Below are 23215 nucleotides of genomic sequence, written 5' to 3'. Positions count from 1 at the left end.
AGCGCGAAGCGTAGCGAATTTCAACCCTCTAGAAGGACCGGAAAGAAAGCAGGCTCTTATTGGCGATCGTATAATCGATCGTTCGCTTCAAACCATCGTCAAGTGTAACCAACGGAATCCAACCAAGCTTCTCCTTGGCCTTGGAAAGATCGGGCAATCCAAGCTGCGTCATGAACATCAACGGTTCGCGGAAAGCGATACTAGAGGTCGATCCAGTCATTTCCATAATACGATTTGCGACATCCACAAGCGGCGCATCGACATCCGAACCCAAATTTACTGGTCCAGGATTTTGCGTTGCTCCCATCAGCTTCACCATTCCATCGACAATATCCGTTACATAAACCAGCGACGTACGGAATGACTCATCTCCAAAAATTTCCAATTCCTTCCCATCAAGCGCATTCGTAATAAAATCCGGAATCATCTGGCCATCAAACAATGGCATGCGCGGTCCATACGTACGGAAAATGCGCGCAATACGGACATCCACTTTATGAACAAGCTGATAGGTAAAGCAGCTTGTTTCCGCAAAACGCTTTCCCTCGTCATAACAAGAGCGTGGCGTAAGCACATCAACAGCGCCGTACTCTTCCTCCTTAAAATTATGACCATCAGCAGGACGTGGTCCATACACAACAGATGTCGACGCCTGCAAAAACTTGGCTTGGTAACGCACAGCTAGATCAAGCGCATTCTTGATGCCGATCGAGTTGGCATACAGCGTCTGCATCATGTACTGATCAAATTTTTTGGCACTCGTCGGACAAGCAAGATGATAGATCTCCTGGATGCCTTGGAACTTCACCTTGAATCGCGCGAGCTCTGGAAATGCTTCCGGATCAAAAGGCACACTGATGTCATGGCGAATAAATTCAAAATCCGGATTCTTGAGCAGATGGTCGATATTGGATTCCTGACTCGTCATGAAATTATCAAGACAAATCACGCGCGAGGTCTTGAGCAGCTCCTCGCACAAATGCGAACCGATAAAACCGGCGCCTCCGGTCACGAGGACATTCTTCTTATCAAATACGGGTTTGTCAGACATAGAAATTTCGTTACGCATTAGGCGTGAAAGCCTCCTGATTCACGGCGCTTAGAGCGGGAATAATCGATCATCTGGCGCAAACCATCTTCCAAACGGACAAGCGGAAGCCAGCCAAGAATCTGTCTTGCTTTTGAAATATCCGGCAAACCAGCCTCCGTCCAACCAGACGCAGAAGGCTCAAAACGGATGCGTGAAGGAGAGTCGCACAATTTCGTAATCGTCGCGGCCACGGAAGACAAAAAGTGCTCTTGATCTGATCCAAGATTTACAACCGTCACATCTACCGGTGTATTCATGTGACGCACAAGTCCATCGATAATATCGGAAACATACGCAAGACTAATCTTGGCATCCTCTGGCGCTGTGAGCTCGATATCCTTCTCATCAATCGCATTATTGATCATGTCCGGCAGCAAGTTGCCGTCATAAATCTTCATGCGCGGTCCATACGTTCTAAAAATACGCGCGATCTTTACATCGATTCCATACACATCGGCATACGTCTCCAAAATCGACTCGCTAAAACGCTTGCCCTCATCATAAGCACCGCGCGGCGTAAGGTGATCAAGCGTACAAGGATCCGTCTCTGATACATAAGGCCGATCCGGACGGCGCGGCCCGTATAACGCCGATGAAGAGGCGTACAGCACTTTGGCATGATTCGCGACCGCAACGTCCAAAACGTTCTTGGTACCAATGGAATTGGTCAAAACAGTAGCGATTTTAAAATCCTCAAAGTGACGTTTGGAAATTGGCGTTGCAAGATGGTAAATCTCCTGAAGGCCTTGGAACTTGATTTTGAATCGCTCCAGCTCGGAATAGCTCGCCAAATCAAATGGCTGGGTAATATCGTGATTGATGAATTCAAAATTCGGATTCTGCAAAAGATGCTCGATGTTAGCGACGGTACTCGTGGAAAAATTATCCATGCAGATCACGTGGTGATCACGCACGAGCGCATCGCACAAATGCGAACCGATAAAACCGGATCCGCCTGTGACAAGAATATTCTTTTTGTCGATAACAGAACGTTTGCTGGACATGGCGGAATGATACCACGTTTTAGCCGTTATGCGCCTTACGGAATGTGAATAGTCTATGCGCGAAATAGCAACGCTTTTGATCTCGTCTATCATAACTGTTCAAAAAAATGCCAAACGCCTGTCGTCCATCGCGGCAGTTCAGGCAGCTTCTCGACAACCGGCTTTCCGCTTTCTACCTTGCGTTCGACGAGACCCTCAAGGGCGCGCCCTGCATTCAATCGGCCTCGGCCAAGCTTGCCGATCTCTCCGGCAAAAACACCTGGCTCAATCAAATCCGCCGACTCGAGAATACGATCGCGAACTTGTTGCGCTGTCCAATCCGGCTTCACGCTGCGGATCAATGCAGCCGTACCGGATACAAGCGGAGCTGCAGCACTCGTGCCCGTGATCGTATCGATGTAAAGCGCGTCGTTGTTGCTTTGGAGTCCATCGGATTTCGTCGTCGGGTGCGCACCGATAAGTTCATGCCCCGGCGCCGCAAGATCGGTACAGGCTGCGCCAAAATCCGCATACGGAGCCCGCTGATCAAGAACGTCGGTTCCCGTTACAGCGATTAATGTCGAAGAGGCGTTCACACTGCACGCCGGATAAACCGGCAACTCCGCCAAATCACGGCCGGCTTCATCCGAATCATTTCCAGCAGCAACAACAACTAAGACATCCGCCTCCTCCGCCTCAAGAAGCACCTGATCCAACTCCGGATCATTCTCATAACCAGTCAAACTTAAATTAACGATACTCGCGCCCTGCTGTATCGCGTACCGAATAGCGCGCACAATGCTTGGAATATTTCCAAAGCCATCTCCATCAAGCACAACAAGCGGCATGAATCGGCTATTCCAAGTGACACCCGCAATTCCTTCCGAATTATTTCCACGCGCCGCAACCAGTGAAGCGACAATCGTCCCATGACTCCACGCATCATCCTGCTGTTGACGCGCATTCATCGGACCAACCCAGGAAGAATCGTTCACGAAATTCCATCCAAAAATATCATCGATATATCCATTCTCGTCATTATCAATACCATCTTCGATCTTTCTCATCTTCATTTACCCAGACATTTGGCCAAAAGTCCGGATGCCGGATGTCCACACCCGCCATCAATGATCGCCACAATCACATCCCGGCTACCAGTGGTGTAACTCCACGCCTTCCCTCATCGATCTGACGCGAAGCCCATTGGCGATGATAGAGCGGATCATTTGGCGTGATGGACTCCGCAGCTAAAACAGGGGTTCCAAGCAGAAAAAACCCTAAAATCAGGGCAAATTGACCACTGAAAACTGACCACTGAAAAAGTTTTCTCATGTGCTGGACGTCTAAACAAGGCCAGCATACAGTAGGCTAGATCGATTAGCCAATCGCTATGCTACACAATGGACAACGGCTCAAAAGTCTCCTCCTCGTCATAGGCGACGTCCTCATGTTTGAGCTGGCGCTTTCCTCGCGCTCGCCATCAGAAATACGGAAATCAACTTGAATATCTGGGCGGTCAACATCATTCCATTCACCTTTGTCATCATTCTTTGGGGTATTTGTTTTTATATCGCCGGTCTCTACAACCTTGTCCTGACACGCGAGCCGGTGCGATTGTTCCGTACATTTCTTGAAGGCATGATCGCGAACTTGGCTATCGCTTTTGGATTTTTCTACCTTATCCCCTTCTTTGGTCTTACACCGCGCACCATTCTCTTCCTTTTTTTCAGCTTATCGCTGCTCTTGGGATACGCTTGGCGCTTATTTGCTGGACGCATTCTCCAATCCTACTTCTCCGGCGGCCGCGTTCTCTTTGTCGGTCCTGCAGAAGAAATGCGTAAAGTCGATGCCCTGCTCCGTGAAAGCGCTCTCGGGATGAAGCTCGTTGCCGCGATCTCAACGGGCGGAGAAACCTATCGTCACAACGATATTCCATGGCTCCCTCTTTCCGAGTATCAAAACACGATTGAACGCGAACGCATTACTTCCGTCGTCCTGGGTGTTCGACCGGAATCGCAACCTGAACTCTCGCGTCATCTTTATAATTCGTTATTTAACTCGATTCAAATTCTTGACCGCGCAGAGATCGAGGAAGCCGCCACGGGCCGCATTCCACTTTCCTACGTAACGGAAAGCTGGTTCCTGCATCATCTGAATGAAGGCAACAAAGCTTGGTACGAATCCGCAAAACGCGTTTCCGACATTATCCTCGCCATTCCATTTGGCATCGTCACAGCCCTTCTTTTCCCGTTTATCGCCATCACAACCAAACTCTCCTCAAAAGGCCCGGTCATCTACTCCCAACTCCGTGTCGGTAAAAACGGTAAAACCTTCAAAATCTACAAATTCCGCACCATGCATCTCGATGCGGAAAAAGACGGCGCCCGCTTCACCGCCGACGCCAAAACCGATCCTCGCCTCTTTGCCTTTGGCCGCTTCATGCGCCGCGCCCGTATCGATGAACTCCCACAAATCTGGAATGTCTTGATCGGCGATCTATCCCTTATTGGCCCGCGCCCAGAACGCCCGGAATTCGTCACGCCGCTCATCGAGCGCATGCCCTACTACGCTCTGCGTCACCTTACACGCCCGGGGTTAACCGGATGGGCACAAGTCATGTTCCTGACACCAACAGCAAGCCTCGAGGACAACTTGAAAAAGCTCCAATACGATTTGTATTACATCAAACATCGCTCGTTCTTCCTTGACGCGCTTATTCTCCTCAGAACAATCGGTATCGTCCTTCGCAGACAAGGCACATAAAAAGACCGCCCTCATCGGGGCGGTCTTTTTTACTTAATCGCAGGCTCAATCCCTTCATCACGCAGCAACTGGCGAAGACTCTCAACGAACTTGTGACGCGGTTCCCAACCAAGCGCTTCACGCGTCCCTGAAATATCAGCAAGCGTATCACGAGCCTCTCCTTTTCTTGCTTCGAGATACTGCGGTATTCCCCCGACAATGGCAGCGATCTCGTTGACCGAGTGTTTCTCGCCCGCTCCAACATTCAGGACATCGCCTTGGCCCACGCGACTTGATTCCATCGCCATCATATTGGCACGTACCACATCAAACACATGCGTGAAATCGCGCGTCTGCTCACCGTCACCATAAATCGTTAGCGGCTCGCCATTTTTACGCTGCTTGATAAAGGCGGCAATCGCATTCAAGTAAGCCCCTTCATTAGCCATCCGCGGTCCATACACGTTGAAATAACGGAGTGACACGGTTTCCATTCCATAAAAACGATGGAACTGCTCGGCAATCTTCTCCCCGACGTACTTATGCAATGCATACGGATTCAAAGGATTTGCCGGCATATCCGTGCGCAAAGGCAATTCCTCCTGGCTGCCATACGCAGATGAAGAAGCGCTATACACAACGCGCTTCACATTCGCATCGCGAGCCGCCACAAACACATTCAACGTTCCCATAACATTCACTTCCGCGGCCGGCAATGGATGTTCGATGGAATACGGAATACGCGGCAAAGCTCCAACATGGAATACGCCATCGATACCCTGAAAATGATCGCGAATCTGTTCCAAATCGGTGAAGTCTGCCAAAACGAATTCCGCCGATGGATGCACGCGCTCCCGTTTTCCGGTCGACAAATTATCGATCACGCGCACTTCATGACCAGCGGCGATTAGAGCATCAACGAGCGTTGAACCGATAAATCCCGCTCCACCTGTCACCAAGTATTTCTTCTTCTTGATAAATGTTGGCGGAATCATTCCCTTCTTGGGCGAGCCTTCTTCCCACTGGATATTCAAACCCTGGGCAGCGCAGATCGCATTATTATAATCTTCTGCTTGCTTTAAAATCGACAGATCCGATCCGACACGGCTTCCGAGCTGGACAATCGCGCGTGTGTCCTTTGGCAGGCATTTTCCTCCATACCCGCGATAACCTTTATGGAATATCTCCCAGTGATGCATGCCCATCCACGGCTCGGCTTTGGCGCATTCCTTGACCAAGTCATAATCGACACCGATCTTTTCACAAAGATCATACATCTGGTTGGCGTACGCAACCTTCAGCGCGTAAAACGCATTGCCAAAATACTTCACCATTTCCGCGGCACGCGATGGAATAATATTCTCAAAAGTCGCTCGCGGAAGAATACCCATCACGAGCTCCGCATCCTTCCGGCTCTCCGCCGTGTATCCGACAATCTGTCGATTTGGAAACTGCATATCCCGATCCGCCGTCGTCTCTGTCAAAAATTCCGGATTAAATAAGAAACGATGCATCGGATAATCCGCCTGCATGCGCTCTGTCGTTCCTGGCAAAATCGTCGACTTCAAAACAATAGTCTTACCCGGAACCGGAATCGCTTCAATCGCGGAACGCAAATAGCTTTCATCAAACCCGCTCCCGTCCAAATAATACGGCGTTGGAACGGCGATAAAAATAACATCGGCTAAAGCCAATACCGATGCATCCGTTAAACCCTTTGGCGGGTCAAAAAGTCCCGGAACGGTACCGTGCAGACGGAAATAGCGCTCAAGAGCTCCACCCACCATACCTGTACCCATGATGGCAATCCTGATCATAGGCCGCTACCTAATCACGAAAGAATTTGGAATGCCAGAGCTGAAATTGAAGCATCGCCCAAAGCTCTTTTCTTCGATCAATTCTCCCGGAAATATGGTCGCTCACGAGCTGTTCAACACCTTCTGGTCGGAATAATCCCTGCTCACGCAGTCGATCCGTCGCTGTTAATTCCAACAACATCGATTTCAACGGCCCTCGCAACCAATCAGCTACCGGTACACCAAAACCATGCTTTGGCTTATCAAGTATCTCCGACGGCACGCGCCCCTTCACAAGCTCACGCAACAGCCGTTTCTTCCCCCAAGCACCCGTCTTGTACTTGGTCGGCAAAGCGAGAAGATATTCAACAACGCGTCGATCAAGCAGCGGCGCACGAGACTCGAGAGAAAACCACATCGTCGCCCGATCCACTTTCACCAAAACTTCATCCATCAGGAAACTTCGGAGATACGCCCAAGACCATCCGCGCCATCCATCAAAATCATTCCCAGCTTCAGCAGCATACTCAGTCAACAAACGCTCAGACCAATCCGGATCAGCGTTCAATAAAACCCGCGAATCAAGAATCTGCTTCAACGTCGATGCGTCTACCGCGCCGCGCCAAGCCAAATCTCTCGCCAAACGATTTTCAATGGATGCTCCCCGCGCAAATCGCTGCGCCTTAAATCCCAAACTAAAATACCCTCCTCCAGCCGGAAGTTTTTGCGCGACACGCGATCCAAAACGGGAAATCGCAGGCAATGCTTCAACCACTCGATGTGCTGGAATATGCTGATAACCAATAAGCAATTCATCACCGCCATCACCGCTCAAAGCAACAGTTACCTGTTTTCTCGCAAATCGAGACAACAATAATTGCGGCAGCACGGCCGCATCCGCCAAAGGCTCATCCAACATCTCTGTCGCCTCATGCATCATCGACAAAGCCGATTCCGCGGTTAATTTTTCAACATAGTGCTCAAGCCCCAGCGACTTTGCGACCAACGCCGCAGCCTCCGACTCATCATGCGACTTGTCATCAAATCCAATAGTAAATGCCTTGAGTTTTGTTGAAGATTGCCGACTCGCGCTCTCCGCAACCGCTGTCGAATCAAGTCCGCCGGACAAAAATAATCCGAGCGGCACATCGGAAACCAAACGCTCTTTCACGGCAAGATCAAACCGTTCACGCAATCCCGCAACCGGATCTCTTTAGTCGATCGTTTCCTGCGGGCAGCTCCAAAACTTCCAAGTCTTTTCAATACTTCCATCTTTCCATGACATGGCAGAAGCTGGCGGCAATTTTGAAACGCCCTCAAACATGGAGCGCGGCGTTGGCACAGCATCGCTCCTGAAATAAGCAGCCAAAGAAACGAGGTCGATCTTTTTCTCAACAACGCGCGCAGCCAGCAACGCTTTCAGTTCTGATGCAAACCAAATCGTATTATTGTTCACCGTCCAATACATCGGCTTCTTCCCGAGCCGATCACGCGCGATCACAAGACGCCGCTCCTTTGCATCCCAAATCGCAATCGCAAACATGCCGTCCAATTTTTCAAAACACGCATCTCCCCATTTGGCATACGCATGCACAATGACTTCCGTATCGGACTTTGTCTTGAAACGATAACCATCCGCTAACAATGCATCGCGCAGTCTCTGGAATCCATAAATCTCGCCATTCAACATGACCTGCACGCTACCATCTTCATTTGATAAAGGCTGATGACCGCCACCAACATCGATAATACTCAATCGTCGAAAACCAAATCCGACTCCAGGCGCTTCAAAAAAACCGTCATCATCAGGCCCGCGCCGCTCGATGGCCTTCGCCATCTTGCGTAAGGCCTCCGCCGATCCCCAGATCCGGCAAAGCCGGCAAGTCCGCACATAATCAAGAATCGATCCGTTCAAAAACCGCAATCGATCCGTACCCAAAATTACGCAAAATCGGAGCAGAGCGATATCGATCCAAAAACTTGGCGACTGGCAATAAGAAATTAAAATACGGCATGACAAGCGTGCTCGCCTCAAAAGAAACCAACTTCCATTCAGGATGCTGCAAGCGTCGGCGCATCACCCACGGGTATCGCCAAATATGCGGCAATTCATCATGTCCGGCATAGCCCTCCTGAACCCCTTCACCAAAAACGCCAAATAATACACGTAAAAATCCCCACGGCAATGCAACAAAGGACTTCTTACCGAGCTTCCAATATCCATGATCGCCACCTAGAAGCGCCATAGCGCTAGCATTCAAGCCGGTCGGTAAAGCAACGATAACCCGCTTACGAGCCACACGACACAGCTCGCGGAACCCCTGATCAAAATCAGGCAGATGCTCGAGCACATGTGAGCTGATCACAACATCAAACGACCTGTCGGCAAACGGAAGACGTTCGGCATCAGCTTCCAGAAAGGTCGTGAGCGATTCTACACCTTGTGATTTTGCCAACTGATTGGCATGTTCGATATTTGGCCGTGATAAATCGCTTCCCGTCGACGCGATCCCACGTTTGGCAAGCATGATCGGAATAACACCCTCGCCGCAGCCGGAATCCAAAACCGATTCCCGGCTTTCACATGCGCTAAAATCGCCTCGTATTGCGTCGTGTGTGCATATCTCCGGATAGGAAACGGAGACGCAAAACGCTTTTCCCAAATCTGATCGGAATGTTCGGCGTAAAAGTCCTTATTCTCTACCATATGGCGCAAAAAAGTGATCATGGGTACGCTACCTGTCGCATGGAACTGCGTCAATCAAGTAGCAAAGCTTTGGACCGAGTCACACAAGCCCTTGGCTTTGATGTGCGCTTCTACGGCAAGTCTTTTGTTTGGCTAGGCTTTGGACAAGCGAGCGGTGTGCTACGCGGTGTCGCGACGACATTTCTCATGGCTCGTTGGTTGCCGAGAAACACCATGGGTGAATTCCGCTATGTCCTCGCCATGTTTGCGCTTGCCGGAATGTTTGCCGCCGGTGGAGTCAGCGCCGGAATTATTCGCGGAATTGCTAAAGGCGATACGATCGTTGTTTGGGCCGGCATGAAACGGATCCTCATGATCGCTCCGCTCGGTTCGCTCGTGCTCTTGATCGCGGCGATCGAGCGCTGGTATGTGGGTGAAACGCATGTCGCTATGGCCCTCGCCTTCTCCGGCGCGCTCTTTCCGGTCTACGCCATCTGCGGTTTATACGGATCGATTCTGACAGGACAAGAACGCATCCAGCGTCTGACAAAAATCGCCGTGATCAATAACACCATTTTTGCCATGTGTTTCTTTTTCGTCATCTGGAAAACCAAAGAACTGCTCCCCGTCTTCTTTGCCTATCTCGGTCTCGATATTTTATTCCGCGGCTTCATCACCTGGAATGAGATCCGTAAATTGCCAAAACAAGGCTCCGCCGACGAACACGTAAAACTCGGCGACCACCTGAACGCGATCGGCATCATCCAAGCACTCGCCGCACAGCTCGACCAAATTCTGCTGCAAAGTCTTGCCGGATACGGGACGCTCGCCAACTACAGCATCGCAACGCTGATTCCGGAGCAGATGAAGGATTTCGTGAATGCGATCGGAGGCGTGATGCTGCGCCGTTTCTCGACACGCGAACAAAATCAAAAAACGCTCGCACAGACACGCAAGCATTTTTGGACGATGCTCGGATTATCGGGACTCATGATCGCGTCTTACGTCGTGATCGCCCCGATCGCCATTCCGCTGCTATTCCCGCAATATGGAAATGAGGTTCTACCTTCAATCGTTTACGCTATCGGCCTTTTTGGACTAGCATCCATCGTCGGCATCAACTATTTCCAAGCACATCACAACGTAAAAGCGCTGTGGCAGTTCTATGGAGTTAATACCGTGCTTCAAATCGCGAGCAACGTCATCCTGATCCCGCTCTTTGGCGCTTGGGGCGCCGTTATTTCAAAAACCCTCACCCGCCTTACCGGCATTCCGCTCACCTATCCACGCGCATCCTCTAGGAATACCACTGACGATACCAAAGCATCGTCGTAAAAACACGAAACAAAATCCTTTCGTGATTAGCACGTCCGGTTTGATGCTCAACAAAACACCGGTCAATTTCCTCAGGCTGAAAAATCTCTCGCAGCTCTGGTCGAACTTCAAAAGCCTGACCAACTTGAGAACGCATCCACGCGCCCACATCACGCTTCATCCATTCAGCTAGCGGCGTTGGGAATCCTTTTTTATCCCGGCGATCGCGGACGGCAGCTGGCAACAAATCTTGCAGCGCCTGCCGTAAAATCCATTTCATGCTCGAACCCTTTATCTTGTATTGATAGGGCAGGCCAAAGCAAAATTCGACTAATCGATAGTCCATAAATGGAGCACGCGACTCAATAGAGTGCGCCATACTAATCCGATCTTCATACTTGAGAAGCATAGGCAAATTTTCCAGATCAAATTGCCTGTACATTTCCGTTGCTAAGGCATCACGGAAGGAGAGCGCGATCTGCGTGCCCGATATGCGCGTTGCATATTGTTTAGTTAATAAACGCAACGTGCGGCTTGGCAGTTTAGTGCTCGGAAATAGAGACTCGCCGATTAAATGCTTAAGCGATGAACCATATTCACCTTGCACCTGAACAATCTCGACAATCTCACGATACGCACTCGCCGCACGTGAAGACACAAGATCCCGAACAAGACCTCTAAAAAGGGCCGGGTGAAAAGAAGGATAACCTCCAGCAACTTCATCCCCGCCTTGTCCATCAAGCACAACGCGTACGGATTTACCAGCTAAAGACATAACCCCCCACTGCGAGAATGTGCCTGGCATCTGAAGCGGCTCATCGTGATGCCAAACGATTTTCTGAATAGATTCAATAAACTGTTGTCCGGAGGGAAAAATCTTTTCGCCATTGGCTCCCGTATGTGCAACCACGGCATCCATATAGCGCTCCTCCGAATACCGAGGATCCTGGTAAACAACGCTGAACGCGTGCGGCGTAACTCCAAGTTCACGCGCCATAACACAAGCAATCGCGCTCGAATCTAACCCACCTGACAAGCAAATTCCAACCGGAACATCGCTACGTAAGCGTAAACGCACACTATCGATAAATAACTCGCGGAAGCGCTGCACCGTCGCATCAACCGTAAGCTAATTCCGTCGACTGCGTAGACATCGCATACCAAGGACGCAAAACAGGTCTCGACTCGTCATCCAATCGATAGGTTAGCAAAGACCCATTTTCAAGCTGATAGATATCAAGAAAAACCGTTTCACGTTTATTGATGTTCCTTCGATCCAGCATGAGTAACACCTCTCTCCAATTCGGATCAGGCGTCCAACCAATTAATTGCTGCACCTGCTTTATTTCCGAACCAAAGACTAGAGAATCCCCAGCGAGAGAGTAGTAGAGGGGCTTGACGCCAAACCTGTCACGACTAAGCGTTAACGAATGGGTCCCTGTATCCCAAATCGCCACCGCCCACATTCCGTTCATACGATTCCAACAAGCATCTCCCCACTGTTGATATGCAGCAATAACGACCTCTGTATCGCCTTCTGTACGGAACGTCCAACCCAAGGCAACAAGCTCCGGAGCGTAACTCCGAGGTAGTTATAAATTTCACCGTTATAAACCATCATGTAACGACGATCCGACGACCAAAAAAGGCTGATCGGATCGTTGATGCAAATCGATAATTGATAAGCGCGCCTGAGAAAAAGAGGCGCCAGGCACCGTATCAACATGACAGCCATTCGGCCCTCGATACGAAACGAGTTGCGCGGCCTTCAAAACATCATCTTGATGATCATGGCCGATGCCAGGCCCAACTTTGCCGGCAATCCCGCACATAGTTAGCGATCAAACCCAAAATAGGACCACCAGCTGTACCGACGGCCACCCTGCTCATGAATCTTCATTGCCTGCTGATAAATCTCAAGCGTACGCGTAGAAGTCTGAGACCAATCGTATTGCAAACTCGATTCTCGCGCGTTTTTCTCAAGGGAGGCTCGCAACACATCATCCGACAAAACTTCAATCACTGCAGCCGCGAGATTCTGCACACCTTCTTCTTTTGGGGCCGAAACATGATACGTACTCGGCTCAAACGGCGGGACAAGATATCCATCGAGACGATGCGTTAACAACTCGGCCAATCCACCTGTAGCAGTAGCAACGATAGCACTGCCAGATGCCATCGCCTCAAGACACGACAAACTCCTCGCTTCAGCGAGCGACGGCTGAACAACGACGTCAGCCATCGCAAAGTACTGAGGCAGCACATCGTGATCAACTTGTCCGACAAAATGCATCCGATCAAAAACACCCAGCTGCTTAGCATCAGCAATCAAATTTTCATACTCACGTTCTTTTGGAGCAGCGAGTACAAGCTGCACATCAGGCACTGCTTTTGCGATCCTGGGCAATGCCTTTACGAGATACTGAATACCATTTTTAACAACCAACCTTCGCGCGCAGAAAATAACACGCTTACCCTCCAAACCAAGTTCGCGCCGTATGGAAGAGCCATCAACGTCCGGATGAAAAAGATGCGTCTCAACACCATTAGCAAGCGGCGTTGGCTTAAAGCCCCACCGCCATAACACCATATCCGCCATCTCTTCGCTTGTCGCAAGCATCGCGTCTGCGGTTAATGAGCGGTGACGAAAGATCGGGAACGCCAGAACCTCGAGCCAGCTTTTCGGCCGATAAAAAACACCTTTACCTCGCACACTTACTACCGTCGGAATACCCAAGGACTTCCCGCAAGCGACACCGGCCCATCCGGATTGGAGCATAAAATGGGCATTGATCACATCGGGTTTAAAAGACAATAATTCACGTCGTAAATTTCGATATCGTCCATAGATCTTAAGCGGAAGACCCATCCAGCGGCTCGAAACTTTTATCGTAGGTACATCCTCGCCAGGTGACTCGACTTGATCAAAAAGACCATAGACGCGCACGTCGTGCCCCATGGATCGCATCGTCTTTACATGCATACGAATCGCCGTTTCTGACCCGCCCACCCATGGATACAAACTGTCAGTCACCATCGCAATTTTCATAGTTCCAACGATCCTAGCGCGCTGGCTTTAAAAAAGCCAGCTTGCTTAAAAAGCGAGAAAACGTTTTCAAACCTGAGACATGCCAACCAAAACCAACGCAAGCCAAGCTAACCAATAACGGAAAAACAGGAGCACTGTAACGCGCGATGGAATCGAATAAAACATAAATCCCAATCGTATACAATACGAGCACTATATTGATTTGAAAGAACAGACCTCGTCGCAGAAGAATAACCAACCCGGTAAAAATCGAGACAATCCAAACGAACTGAAAAAAATGTAAAACAGCAAGCAGAACAATTTTGAACCAAGAAAGTGCCTCTGCGCGCGCTTCAACGATAAACATTTGCTCGACATTAAAAAGCGGCGAACGCGGCGACACAAAAGCGAGCAACCGTACCGTCTCAATTGGTATCCAAGCGGCATAACGCAGCAAGTTTGCCGGATGTGAAAACAGTTTTTCTTTTCCGCGTTCCATAAATACCCGATCGATTTCAACATAGGAAACACCCTCTTTTCTCATCGCAATAACAGATTGGAGCGGCTCAACCCATTGTTGACGAACGATCGGCCGAGCTTCTGGATCGAGCCAGACTAAAACAGACTCCCCAACTAGAACTGAAGCACCGGTTTGCAATAGCTGCCCCCAAGAAAACTCCGTCTTGATACCACGCGCATAAACCATCCATCCGGATCGATTCGTGATACTCCATCGATCAAAACGCACATGATTACGATACAGCCATGGCATTAATACCGCCAAAACCAAAACAAAAAATAGTGAAGCCTTAGCGAGCTTCGCGACTTTGCTTTGAAAACAGATAGCGATAACAATAACGATTGGCAAAAGAAGATATGCAGCCTTGGTTAATATCAGTAAACCGCAGACAATACCCAACATGCAGAATTTCCACCATGATTGACGTAGGGCAGCATCATGCGACAAAGCACGATCATACAAATAACAAAAAATTGCTAAAAGAAAAATGGATAGACTTTCAGAAAGATGAAGAGATGGCCAAATCATGAATCCTGGATATACAGCCGCGATCGCCCCGCTCCAAAGCGCCTGAGCATGGGAAAATCGCTCAAGTACGAGCATAAAAACCCAAAGCGCAAAGATCAAAAACGCAAGCTGTACCCACAGGATGCCAGATACATCTATGCCAAGCATCAATAATCCGGCCCGAAACAACGGATACAATGGCTCGCGCTCCATACTGACTTCACCCTCCAAAATAAAACCCTGCCCAGAGGTCAATCCGAGCGCCATTTCATGATATTGAGATGCGTCTGCCTCCAAAACACCAGGACTTGCAATGATGTAATACGAACCAACGATCAAAGCGAGCAAAAGCACAAAATACTTCATTCGAACAAAGCCGAAGGCATGTAATCGTTGGAACATAGACAAAAAATCAATACAGCATAATAATCATACATCTATGGAATCCTCCCAGGAAGCGCACTACGACAACATTATCTCGCTATACGACAGCCACTATCACGACGCTGAAAGCGAGAAATATCGTGAGGAATTTTTAAACCCGCATCTGTTTAAAAACATCGATCTGGCGGGTAAAGAAGTTATGGAGGCCATGTGCGGCTCCGGAGCTTGCGGAGACTTTCTTGTTAGGAACCACGCTAGTATTACCGCTTTGGATATCTCTAGCAATGCACTAAGCATCTATCAAGAAAAACGCCCGCAAACACGCACCGTGCATGCCTCTGCAACCAAAACCAACCTACCTGCAAACACCTACGACGTAATCTGTATTGTGGGCGGGTTGCATCACCTTCCGCCGCACACGATGGAAGGGATTAAGGAATTTCATCGATTACTGAGGCCAAATGGAATATTGTGTTTTGCCGAACCGCATGACAAATCGTTCCTGAACATCATTCGCAAAATGTGGTACAGCATCGATAATCTCTTCGAAGAAAATGAAGAGGCGATCAATTACGAGGAACTTCTTCAAAAATCGTCAGGACATTTCCAAGAGATATCTTGTACGTATATCGGTGGTCCGGCGTACATATTTGTTCTGAATTCCATGGTCTGGAGAATGCCAAAGAAATTAAAAACGATACTATCGCCCTTCTTGTTCAAACTAGAAAAGTGGCTGTCGCCCATTTTCTCAAAACGATTCGCATCAGGAATGCTGGTCGCCCAGTGGAGAAAAATTTAAGTCGACGAAAGTCTTACACCTTCAGACAAACAACCCACAGCAAAACAGATCGGAGCAGCGCCAACTAATACAGCTGAAACCCATCCTAGCCACGTGCTACCGATCAGCCATCCCAAAAACACCGCAACCAATGCAGCGAGCAAACAGAAAAGCGCGATCAGCAAAAACAATTTCAATGGATTATAGTGCGCAATCACTGACACCATAATCTGCGTCGTACGTAGCGTATCTTTAATGTGACGCACCTTGCTCTTACCCATACGCACCGCATAATTGATCGGCGTGTATCCGACAAAAAAGCCGTTCAAGAAAAAAATCAGCGTGATCGATGTCGTGAAAGAAAATCCAAGACAGGTTCGCGAGAGATGCGGCAGTAATTTCTCGCGGCGCATGACGCGCAAACCAGAATTGATATCCGGGATACGACGTCCCGCGACATATTCGGCAAGTAATCGGAACATGATGCGTGCCGGATATTTGAGCAGTCCCTTTTTATACTCCGTACCGGTTCTAGCACCAACAGCCATATCGTAACCCTCGTCCGCAACCATCGAGTACAGCTTTGGCAGCTCTTCGATCGGATAGGTACCGTCTGCATCCGTAATCGCAACCAACGGATGCTTCGCAAGACGGATTCCATCCTGCAAAGACAAGCCGTATCCCCCGTTCGTGGGATGCCGGATAACAGTCGCGCCTGCTTCCCGAGCCTTATCCCCAGTCCCATCCTTGCTGCCATCATCAACAACAATCAGCTCCAAATCCCATCCTTGGACTTGGGCAACGGCCTTGATTCGGTCGAGCGTAGGAGCAATTCCATCTGCTTCATTTAGTGCCGGAATGATGACCGAAAGTGATTTCATACTGATACCCTCTTTAGCCGAATTACTAAAGATTGTCCAATGGGTGGAGGGACACGATCTTCAAAGAAACGGATAATAGGAACGGCGTACTGATCTATTTTAGAAATACTATTTTCTAAGCCGGGATCAGCGAGATCTCGTGTTTTTCTTATCTTTCCACGCCACCACCAATAAAAAATCCCTGGAAAATTAACATACTGAATGTGCTCGACAACAAATCCAGCATCCTGGCAAAGCTTCATAAGCCCGGACCTTGTATATCGTCGATAGTGACCCGCCGAAGCATCCATACTGCCATAAATAAATGGTAGCGCAGGAACAAATAGACCGACACTTCCAGAACCAGATCGGTCAAACACTTGATAGATTCGCCTAAGGAAAAGCGCATCGTCCTTCACATGCTCCATGACATTTACAGCGATCACCGTATCGGGCTCGGACTCACTGAGCTGATCCCAAAAAGCATCAGAACCAGCATCGCCTACATAACCCTTGATTTGTACTCCTGGTAAAGCAGAGGTACCAATTTCAAGAGCGCGCGCCACGCTTTTCGAATCAATGTCGCACGGATACCATCGACGAATTCCAGAATACAATCCTACAAATGGCGCTGATCCAACCCCAATCTCGAGGACATGAAGCCCGATCACGGGCTTCATCAAATCAAAAATCCAACGCTGATACCCCATCGCTTTTGATATCGCGGGATTAAACGTTAAAGATCCGACGGGTTGTTCCATAATAGCTACGTCTTGGTCCCCGACGCCCGCCAACTCACGCCTACATAGGGCGTGACAGAGATATCGCGATATCCGTTCTCCGTAAACCAACGCTCTGCGCGTTCCTTTTTAATAAAGTCTGTCTGTGGAGCATTCAGCTTATCAAACACGTTCAAATCATTGCGCTCAAAAGAAAGTTTGCGCCAATTCTGGAAGTACTCGTAATACGGAAGAAAAGGCAGCGGCAAAAAGTAAATCGTATACACCGGAATATAAACCAACGCTGTCATGATTTTTGAAAACATTCTCAAAGCGGGTTTAGGCAAGCGCATGAGAATCAAGCGCTTCGCACCCTCGACAAACACTCGGTTCAAGAAATTTCCCTCATATGAGTAGCACCAAATAATCGTTCTTCCGCCGGGCTTGGTGAGACTCGCCAAATTCTTGAACGTCGCGTCCGGATCATCCGTGTGATGGATAACGCCGACGCAATAAACGATATCAAAAAGTTGATCAAATGTAATCTTGGCAATATCCCCTTCAACGTACTGGATATTGGTAAACTGCTTGGTACGTTCCTTGGCGACATCGAGTGCATTCAGATCAGCCGCCACAATCTCCGCCGCATATGGTGCGACAAATGAAGTGTGCTGACCACCGCCGCAACCCGCATCCAAAACACGCTTTCCACGAAAAGCCTCCAACGTGTTAGGAAAAATCCAATCATGAAACAACCAGCGCTCTTTATCCTCATAGCGCTCCCATTGCCATTTCCAATCGTCTTGTTTGCGTTGAATGTCGCTCATACGGATTTTGATTTAACCGGTGCCAATAACCCTTCACGATACGATACTTGTAAACCAAAAATACTCGCTCGTAGGCCCATGGCGTGACAATTTTACCTTGGATATATGCGAGACATCTCACTAAAAAGATTTGAAAATGATACCGAAGCCATGTCGGATATTATACCAAAATATCCAACGCCAAAACGTTTTCCAATCGATAACTGATGATTCAAGGTCAAGCGATAAATATTTCTCTGATTTTGCCTCAAAAACCGATAATTCAGGCCAATACGCCACCAGCGCTTCTGAATGGTCGATTAGAATAACATCACTCGGGACGATAAACCGTTCGTGCACTCTCTTCTTCGCTAACGTTAATTTGTCCGACTGGCGAAACAATCGAATATATAAGTCCGGATAAAAAGTAGCTCGTTCGATCATTTGTCCATTCGGCAATCTTGCTAAACGACAAAAACGATGCGCCTCCCCATGACGATCTCCCGCGATAATAGCCCGAACACGCTCCACGAGAGCCGACGTAGGAAATTCATCTGAATCAATGATAAACAACCAATCATTTTTTGCTTTTGACCAGAGCCGAAAACGCATTTGCACAAAATCTTGAATTCGTGAACTTGGAATATCGTGATCAAATTGTTTTTCGACACGTACACCAAGAGAACGCACATAGTCTTGCGTCCCATCCGTACTATTGCCATCCATTATAAATACATCGTCAAAATTCTGTATTAATCTTGGTAACAGTCTCTCGATCGTAGAACGAGAATTCAAAGTCAATATTGGTACTGATGCCCTGATACGCGGCTTATCGGCAAAAAAATCACGTACCGCGGAAATAACCTGCGCCACTTCATCATCCGTCAACTCTGGAAAAATCGGCAGAGAAACAATTCTCGATGTCACCGCTTCCGCCTCCGGACAATCGCCCTTCTTGCCGCCCCAACGCAACATGGAAGGCTGGAGATGGATTGGTAGCGGATAATGGATCCCGTTTCCAATCCCTCGCTCCGACAAAAATTTCATCAAAGCCTCGCGGTGTCCCGTATCCAAAATAAACCAATGATAGACATGTCGATCACCAAAATCACCGGGAAATGAAACCGGCAGTCCGGCAAAACCCGCGCGATACGCCCGCGCGATTTCCCGACGGCGTGCATTAGCCGCATCCAATCGGCCTAGCCGCAAACGTAAAAATGCCGCTTGCAGCGCTTCCATCTTCAAATTGGTCCCAAAAATATCATGGCGATATTTTTCTTTCATGATTCCATGCAAACGGATCGCACGCAGTTTCTCCGCTATGGAATCATCGTTCGTTGAGATCGCTCCGCCTTCTCCGATCGCACCAAGATTTTTTGTCGGATAGAAACTAAAACAGCCCGTAACACCAAACGACCCGACGCGTTTCCCGCTCCAATAGGCGCCGTGCGCCTGACACGCATCCTCAACAACGGCGAGTTTATACTTCTCGGCAAACGCCATCACCGCATCCATGTCACAAGCCAAACCGTACAGATGGACAGGGACAATGGCTTTTGTTTTTTTATTCACCAAACGTTCGCATGTTCCCAAATCAAGGAGATGCGTCGCTTGATCAACATCGCAAAACACGGGCTTGGCTCCGGCCATCATCACCGCTTCTGCTGTCGCGATAAATGAATTCGTCGGAAGAATCACTTCATCGCCCGGCCCGATACCGAGCGCCAAAAACGACCCATACAATGCCTCGGTTCCTCCATTAACCCCAACGACATGCTTCACCCCCAAAAACGCCGCAAACTCCTTCTCAAACGCCTCCACTTCTGGCCCTAAAGAATATGCCCCAGAGTCGATAACACGCGCCGCTGCGGCCAAATACTCGTCCCGATGCGCCTGCGCATCCCGCTTGGTATCGATCAGGGGAGCACCCATACAATTGCCCGCACCTTAGCAGGTAAAAACAGCTTTATGCAAGAACTTTATCCCTAGCCTATCAACGCCCTTTCAAGCTTGATTTCACCATGTTAGTCTTCTTCTGATTTCTATGAACCAACCAGACCCAAAGCACACGGAGAAAGTTCGCGACTGGTGGGATAACCACCCATTTACCGCCGGAGTCGGTACTTCTGAAGCTAATGATTTAACGGGACGAGTTTCAACACTCGACCTGAACACCTTCAACAACATCGAGCGTCGTATGCGAAAATGGTGGAAAGGTGCCACTTATGAAAAACCAGAGGACCCGCTCATTTCTAAAATGGTTCCATACGCAGAATTGAACGGAAAGGACGTTTTGGATATCGCGATAGGCAGCGGTTGGTCCGTGGTCGACTTCGCAAAAGCCGGTGCAAACGTCACTGGAATCGATCTCACCGACGAAGCTATCAAGATGACAACCGAGCATCTCCGATTGAAAAATCAGCACGCAAAGCTCATGCGCATGGACGCGCAAAATCTTGAATTTCCGGATGCCTCATTCGATTACGTTCTTGGCTGGGGCTGCTTCATGCATATGCCCGATACGCCAGGCGCTCTCAAGCAAGTTTACCGAGTATTGAAACCAGGCGGAAAAACATGCTCCTACTGGTACAACAAGCGCTCGTGGACTTACTGGTTCAACTTCATGTTCTTGCGTGGAGTTCTCCTCGGGAAATTGATCAAATACCGTTTTAACACGACACGCCTCGTGAGCCGTTACACGGATGGATCAGCAAAAGGAGGAAATGCATTAACAAAAGTATTCTCACCAAAGGAACTAAAAGCGATGCATGAAGCCGTCGGCTTCCGCGACGTTCGTGTCGAGGTCCTCTGTCTTCCGGGTGAAGTTGAGGGTTGGCCTGCCGGAAAATTCCCGATCTTCCGATATCTTCCACAAGGAATTCGTAAGTGGCTAGGAGATCGTTACGCATGGGGCCTGATCGTCTACGCAACAAAATAATAAAAAAACACCCCGTCTGCAGTTCGCAGACGGGGTGTTTTTGATTCAGAGCTTCTTGGTCAGCCGCGCTGGCTGACCGGCGACAACCGTCCCCGGAGCCACATCACTCTTCACGACGCTGTGCGTGCCGACCACGCTCCCCTTCCCGATTCTCACACCGGGCAGGATCACGGCGTAATCGCCGATCCAGACATCGTCCTCGATCGTCACCGGCTTGGCGATGATCGGATAACTCTTCTGGAGCAGCGGCGAAGTATTGGGACCCGAATCGCTGTGGATCACGACGCCAACGGCCAGCGTCACGCGGCTACCGATCTTGATCTGAGCGCTGCCGCCATGGATCACGCAACGCGCGTTGATGTACACGTCGTCACCGATGACGAGAGGCTCACGCTCCGAACCGAACAGGATAGTTCCCGTCCGAATCCGCACACGATCGCCAAGCTTCGCGAAGTTGGGATGGACATCTTCCGAAAGATCGAGTTCGACACCAGCCTTGTACCCACCGCGTTTCATGGCTTCTCCTGACAAATGTGCAAATCGATTTGAGCATGAAAAGGGGCCTTTGACAAGGCCCCTTGGTTCAGCAGCGCACTCCGGGAATCCCGCAATTCTCGCGGAAATTTGCGAGGATCGCTCCGGAAACATAGTCAACGTGACGGCTAGTCATCCGTTGGTGACACGGAACAAAGATCGACGCGTGATGATACCAGTTCCCAACCTCGATACCGAACGGTAGAACAAAGGCTTGAACGCGCTTCATCTCTTCTTCGTCCTTGAGTTTGGCGATGAACGCACCAGGCATCACACCCGGTTCGATCGCCATCCAAGGATCAATTACCTGCGCGAGTCGGTCGGCATAAAGATTCCAGATCTCTTGGCGCTTGGCACGAATCTCGGCCATCGGCTGCCAAACCTTAGGCAAAAGTCCAAGCACCTCTTCACCTTTTGCAGGATCAGAGCTGCGCAAGACCTTCCAATGACGTTCCGGCGGAATCGACATACCCACGAGGGCACCGCCAAACTGTACCGGAAAAAGCTTGGTGAATGAAACGATTTTTACATCACCCCAATTCCCAGTCCCTTCCGAGCCCCAGCCATACGCCAAGTCTTCGATGAGCGGAATTCCTCGCTGGTCGCAGAAGGCTCGCATCTCCGCAGCATGGGGATTCGGAAAACCAAACTCATGGATCAGGAACACCGCCTTGGTCTTGTCCGACGGAATCTGCGACCACTTGCACACGCTCTCGATCGCCCGTGTAACGCAGGACGAGATGTAAGGCGTGCCCGTTGTCGTCGAGATCAGTACTTCATCATCTGCCGTCAGTCGGCCTTGATCGCGGTACTCCATCAAACACCCAGCGATCGCAAACATCGCACGTGGAAAGAACGTCCAGACGTCCGTACCAAGCACTTCATCCAGCAGCTTCTTGCCATCCGCCGCAGGACCAGGATCGATTCCGTACGCAGCCGTATCAAACGGCGTAATACGAAGATCAATCGGCAAATCCGTCGGACGCATCACCATCGGATAACTCTTTTGGCGATGGCCGGAGAAATAGAACTGCAAAGAAGGCCGATACGAAACGCCGACATCGAAGTACTGGAAATTCCCAAACGAGTGCTTGATCGCCTGCCACATCAGCAAGTTGGGAGTCTCGCACTTTTTGCCGTTTGAGTTGAAGCATGGCAGAGCAAGAAGTTCTTGCGTCCGACACCAGCCGTCAACACCCAGCCCAGCACCTCGCCCGTATCTTCCGCCTCGGCAACAAATCCATGATGACGGGACTCAAAAACCGGCGGGATATCATCATCGTTTGGAGTAAACGGCTTGACCGTCTCGAGATCACGCTCCGGAGCAAACTCACGGATACGCACACCCGATCGCTCGGCCTTACGAATACTCGTACGAACACGCTTGGAAAGCGCGTCCCAAACCGTCGACTCGTCGGAGAGGATGATAAGGCTACCTTGAAGGACATAGTCCTTGCTCGTGTAACCAAACGCGGGCTTTTCCTGTTGCATGGCAGGTCAAACCTAGCAAAAACAGCCCTCAAAATCAAG

23 protein-coding genes are annotated in these 23215 nt (G+C 49.5%); 4 read left to right on the top strand and 19 right to left on the bottom strand.

Annotated features, from left to right (window positions below; translation table 11 throughout):
• Nucleotides 1-28: 28 nt before the first annotated feature.
• The 3 genes from IPH19_05055 to IPH19_05045 form a co-directional block, all read right to left on the bottom strand.
• Nucleotides 29-1051, bottom strand: a complete 1023-nt coding sequence (locus IPH19_05055; protein ID QQR60744.1) for a GDP-mannose 4,6-dehydratase — start codon at nucleotides 1049-1051, stop codon at nucleotides 29-31.
• A 17-nt stretch (nucleotides 1052-1068) separates the two neighbouring features.
• Nucleotides 1069-2094, bottom strand: a complete 1026-nt coding sequence (locus IPH19_05050; protein ID QQR60743.1) for an NAD-dependent epimerase/dehydratase family protein — start codon at nucleotides 2092-2094, stop codon at nucleotides 1069-1071.
• An 89-nt stretch (nucleotides 2095-2183) separates the two neighbouring features.
• Nucleotides 2184-3140: a S8 family serine peptidase gene (locus IPH19_05045; GenBank protein QQR60742.1), complete on the bottom strand. Its 957-nt coding sequence runs from the start codon at nucleotides 3138-3140 to the stop codon at nucleotides 2184-2186.
• Between the two features lie 433 nt (nucleotides 3141-3573).
• On the opposite strand from IPH19_05045, the gene IPH19_05040 reads away from it, so the two are divergent.
• Nucleotides 3574-4836, top strand: a complete 1263-nt coding sequence (locus IPH19_05040; GenBank protein ID QQR60741.1) for a sugar transferase — start codon at nucleotides 3574-3576, stop codon at nucleotides 4834-4836.
• A gap of 29 nt (nucleotides 4837-4865) precedes the next feature.
• Here the strand turns inward: IPH19_05040 and IPH19_05035 are convergent, their stop codons facing one another.
• Genes IPH19_05035 through IPH19_05020 form a run of 4 tightly spaced genes read right to left on the bottom strand, consistent with a single transcriptional unit; the run spans nucleotide 4866 to nucleotide 9175 of the window.
• Entirely contained in the window at nucleotides 4866-6632 is a 1767-nt protein-coding gene (locus IPH19_05035; protein ID QQR60740.1) for an NAD-dependent epimerase/dehydratase family protein, read from the bottom strand.
• A 10-nt stretch (nucleotides 6633-6642) separates the two neighbouring features.
• Nucleotides 6643-7806: a 7-cyano-7-deazaguanine synthase gene (locus IPH19_05030; protein QQR60739.1), complete on the bottom strand. Its 1164-nt coding sequence runs from the start codon at nucleotides 7804-7806 to the stop codon at nucleotides 6643-6645.
• An 18-nt stretch (nucleotides 7807-7824) separates the two neighbouring features.
• Nucleotides 7825-8448, bottom strand: a complete 624-nt coding sequence (locus tag IPH19_05025; GenBank protein ID QQR60738.1) for a hypothetical protein — start codon at nucleotides 8446-8448, stop codon at nucleotides 7825-7827.
• A 58-nt stretch (nucleotides 8449-8506) separates the two neighbouring features.
• The gene (locus tag IPH19_05020; protein QQR60737.1) at nucleotides 8507-9175 is read right to left on the bottom strand and encodes a class I SAM-dependent methyltransferase; all 669 of its coding nucleotides are present in this window, start codon (nucleotides 9173-9175) and stop codon (nucleotides 8507-8509) included.
• Nucleotides 9176-9318: 143 nt separating this feature from the next.
• Between IPH19_05020 and IPH19_05015 the strand changes: the two genes are divergently transcribed.
• Nucleotides 9319-10632 carry an oligosaccharide flippase family protein gene (locus IPH19_05015; protein QQR60736.1) on the top strand — a complete coding sequence of 438 codons (1314 nt, stop codon included), beginning with the start codon at nucleotides 9319-9321 and terminating at the stop codon, nucleotides 10630-10632.
• On the opposite strand, the gene IPH19_05010 is transcribed toward IPH19_05015, so the two are convergent.
• From IPH19_05010 to IPH19_04990, 5 genes are read right to left on the bottom strand one after another with little or no spacing between them, the layout of a single operon-like run.
• A complete protein-coding gene (locus IPH19_05010) occupies nucleotides 10595-11722 on the bottom strand; it encodes an asparagine synthase C-terminal domain-containing protein (protein ID QQR60735.1) in 1128 nt (375 codons plus the stop codon). The genes IPH19_05015 and IPH19_05010 overlap by 38 nt on opposite strands.
• 7 nt (nucleotides 11723-11729) lie before the next feature.
• Nucleotides 11730-12170, bottom strand: a complete 441-nt coding sequence (locus IPH19_05005; GenBank protein ID QQR60734.1) for a hypothetical protein — start codon at nucleotides 12168-12170, stop codon at nucleotides 11730-11732.
• Between the two features lie 48 nt (nucleotides 12171-12218).
• Nucleotides 12219-12443, bottom strand: coding sequence for a hypothetical protein (locus IPH19_05000; protein QQR60733.1), 225 nt, complete (start codon nucleotides 12441-12443; stop codon nucleotides 12219-12221).
• Between the two features lie 2 nt (nucleotides 12444-12445).
• A complete protein-coding gene (locus IPH19_04995) occupies nucleotides 12446-13660 on the bottom strand; it encodes a glycosyltransferase family 4 protein (protein QQR60732.1) in 1215 nt (404 codons plus the stop codon).
• A gap of 13 nt (nucleotides 13661-13673) precedes the next feature.
• Nucleotides 13674-15068, bottom strand: coding sequence for a glycosyltransferase family 39 protein (locus IPH19_04990; GenBank protein ID QQR60731.1), 1395 nt, complete (start codon nucleotides 15066-15068; stop codon nucleotides 13674-13676).
• A 37-nt stretch (nucleotides 15069-15105) separates the two neighbouring features.
• On the opposite strand from IPH19_04990, the gene IPH19_04985 reads away from it, so the two are divergent.
• On the top strand, nucleotides 15106-15849 hold the full coding sequence (locus IPH19_04985; protein ID QQR60730.1) for a methyltransferase domain-containing protein: 744 nt from the start codon (nucleotides 15106-15108) through the stop codon (nucleotides 15847-15849).
• Here IPH19_04985 and IPH19_04980 read toward each other — a convergent pair.
• The 4 genes from IPH19_04980 to IPH19_04965 all read right to left on the bottom strand — a co-directional run bounded on the left by IPH19_04980 (nucleotide 15846) and on the right by IPH19_04965 (nucleotide 20145).
• Nucleotides 15846-16709, bottom strand: coding sequence for a glycosyltransferase family 2 protein (locus IPH19_04980; protein ID QQR60729.1), 864 nt, complete (start codon nucleotides 16707-16709; stop codon nucleotides 15846-15848). The genes IPH19_04985 and IPH19_04980 overlap by 4 nt on opposite strands.
• Nucleotides 16706-17449 carry a class I SAM-dependent methyltransferase gene (locus IPH19_04975; protein ID QQR60728.1) on the bottom strand — a complete coding sequence of 248 codons (744 nt, stop codon included), beginning with the start codon at nucleotides 17447-17449 and terminating at the stop codon, nucleotides 16706-16708. Before IPH19_04975 ends, IPH19_04980 begins: the two co-directional genes overlap by 4 nt.
• A 5-nt stretch (nucleotides 17450-17454) precedes the next feature.
• Nucleotides 17455-18234: a class I SAM-dependent methyltransferase gene (locus IPH19_04970; GenBank protein ID QQR60727.1), complete on the bottom strand. Its 780-nt coding sequence runs from the start codon at nucleotides 18232-18234 to the stop codon at nucleotides 17455-17457.
• Between the two features lie 120 nt (nucleotides 18235-18354).
• A complete protein-coding gene (locus tag IPH19_04965; GenBank protein ID QQR60726.1) occupies nucleotides 18355-20145 on the bottom strand; it encodes an aminotransferase class I/II-fold pyridoxal phosphate-dependent enzyme in 1791 nt (596 codons plus the stop codon).
• A gap of 112 nt (nucleotides 20146-20257) precedes the next feature.
• On the opposite strand from IPH19_04965, the gene IPH19_04960 reads away from it, so the two are divergent.
• A complete protein-coding gene (locus IPH19_04960) occupies nucleotides 20258-21151 on the top strand; it encodes a class I SAM-dependent methyltransferase (protein QQR60725.1) in 894 nt (297 codons plus the stop codon).
• A 45-nt stretch (nucleotides 21152-21196) separates the two neighbouring features.
• On the opposite strand, the gene IPH19_04955 is transcribed toward IPH19_04960, so the two are convergent.
• The 3 genes from IPH19_04955 to IPH19_04945 all read right to left on the bottom strand — a co-directional run bounded on the left by IPH19_04955 (nucleotide 21197) and on the right by IPH19_04945 (nucleotide 23176).
• Nucleotides 21197-21667 (bottom strand): acyltransferase, encoded by a 471-nt coding sequence (locus tag IPH19_04955; GenBank protein QQR60724.1) that lies wholly within the window; start codon nucleotides 21665-21667, stop codon nucleotides 21197-21199.
• Between the two features lie 67 nt (nucleotides 21668-21734).
• Nucleotides 21735-22679, bottom strand: a complete 945-nt coding sequence (locus IPH19_04950; protein QQR61368.1) for a DegT/DnrJ/EryC1/StrS aminotransferase family protein — start codon at nucleotides 22677-22679, stop codon at nucleotides 21735-21737.
• 113 nt (nucleotides 22680-22792) lie between these two features.
• Entirely contained in the window at nucleotides 22793-23176 is a 384-nt protein-coding gene (locus IPH19_04945) for a hypothetical protein (GenBank protein QQR60723.1), read from the bottom strand.
• Nucleotides 23177-23215 lie beyond the last annotated feature (39 nt).

Source organism: Candidatus Uhrbacteria bacterium (assembly GCA_016699205.1).
In the GTDB taxonomy this organism is placed as follows: Bacteria; Patescibacteriota; Patescibacteriia; order 2-12-FULL-60-25; family 2-12-FULL-60-25; genus CAIXDN01.
Note: the sequence above shows the minus strand (reverse complement) of the source record. Positions and strands in the feature narration are given on the sequence as shown.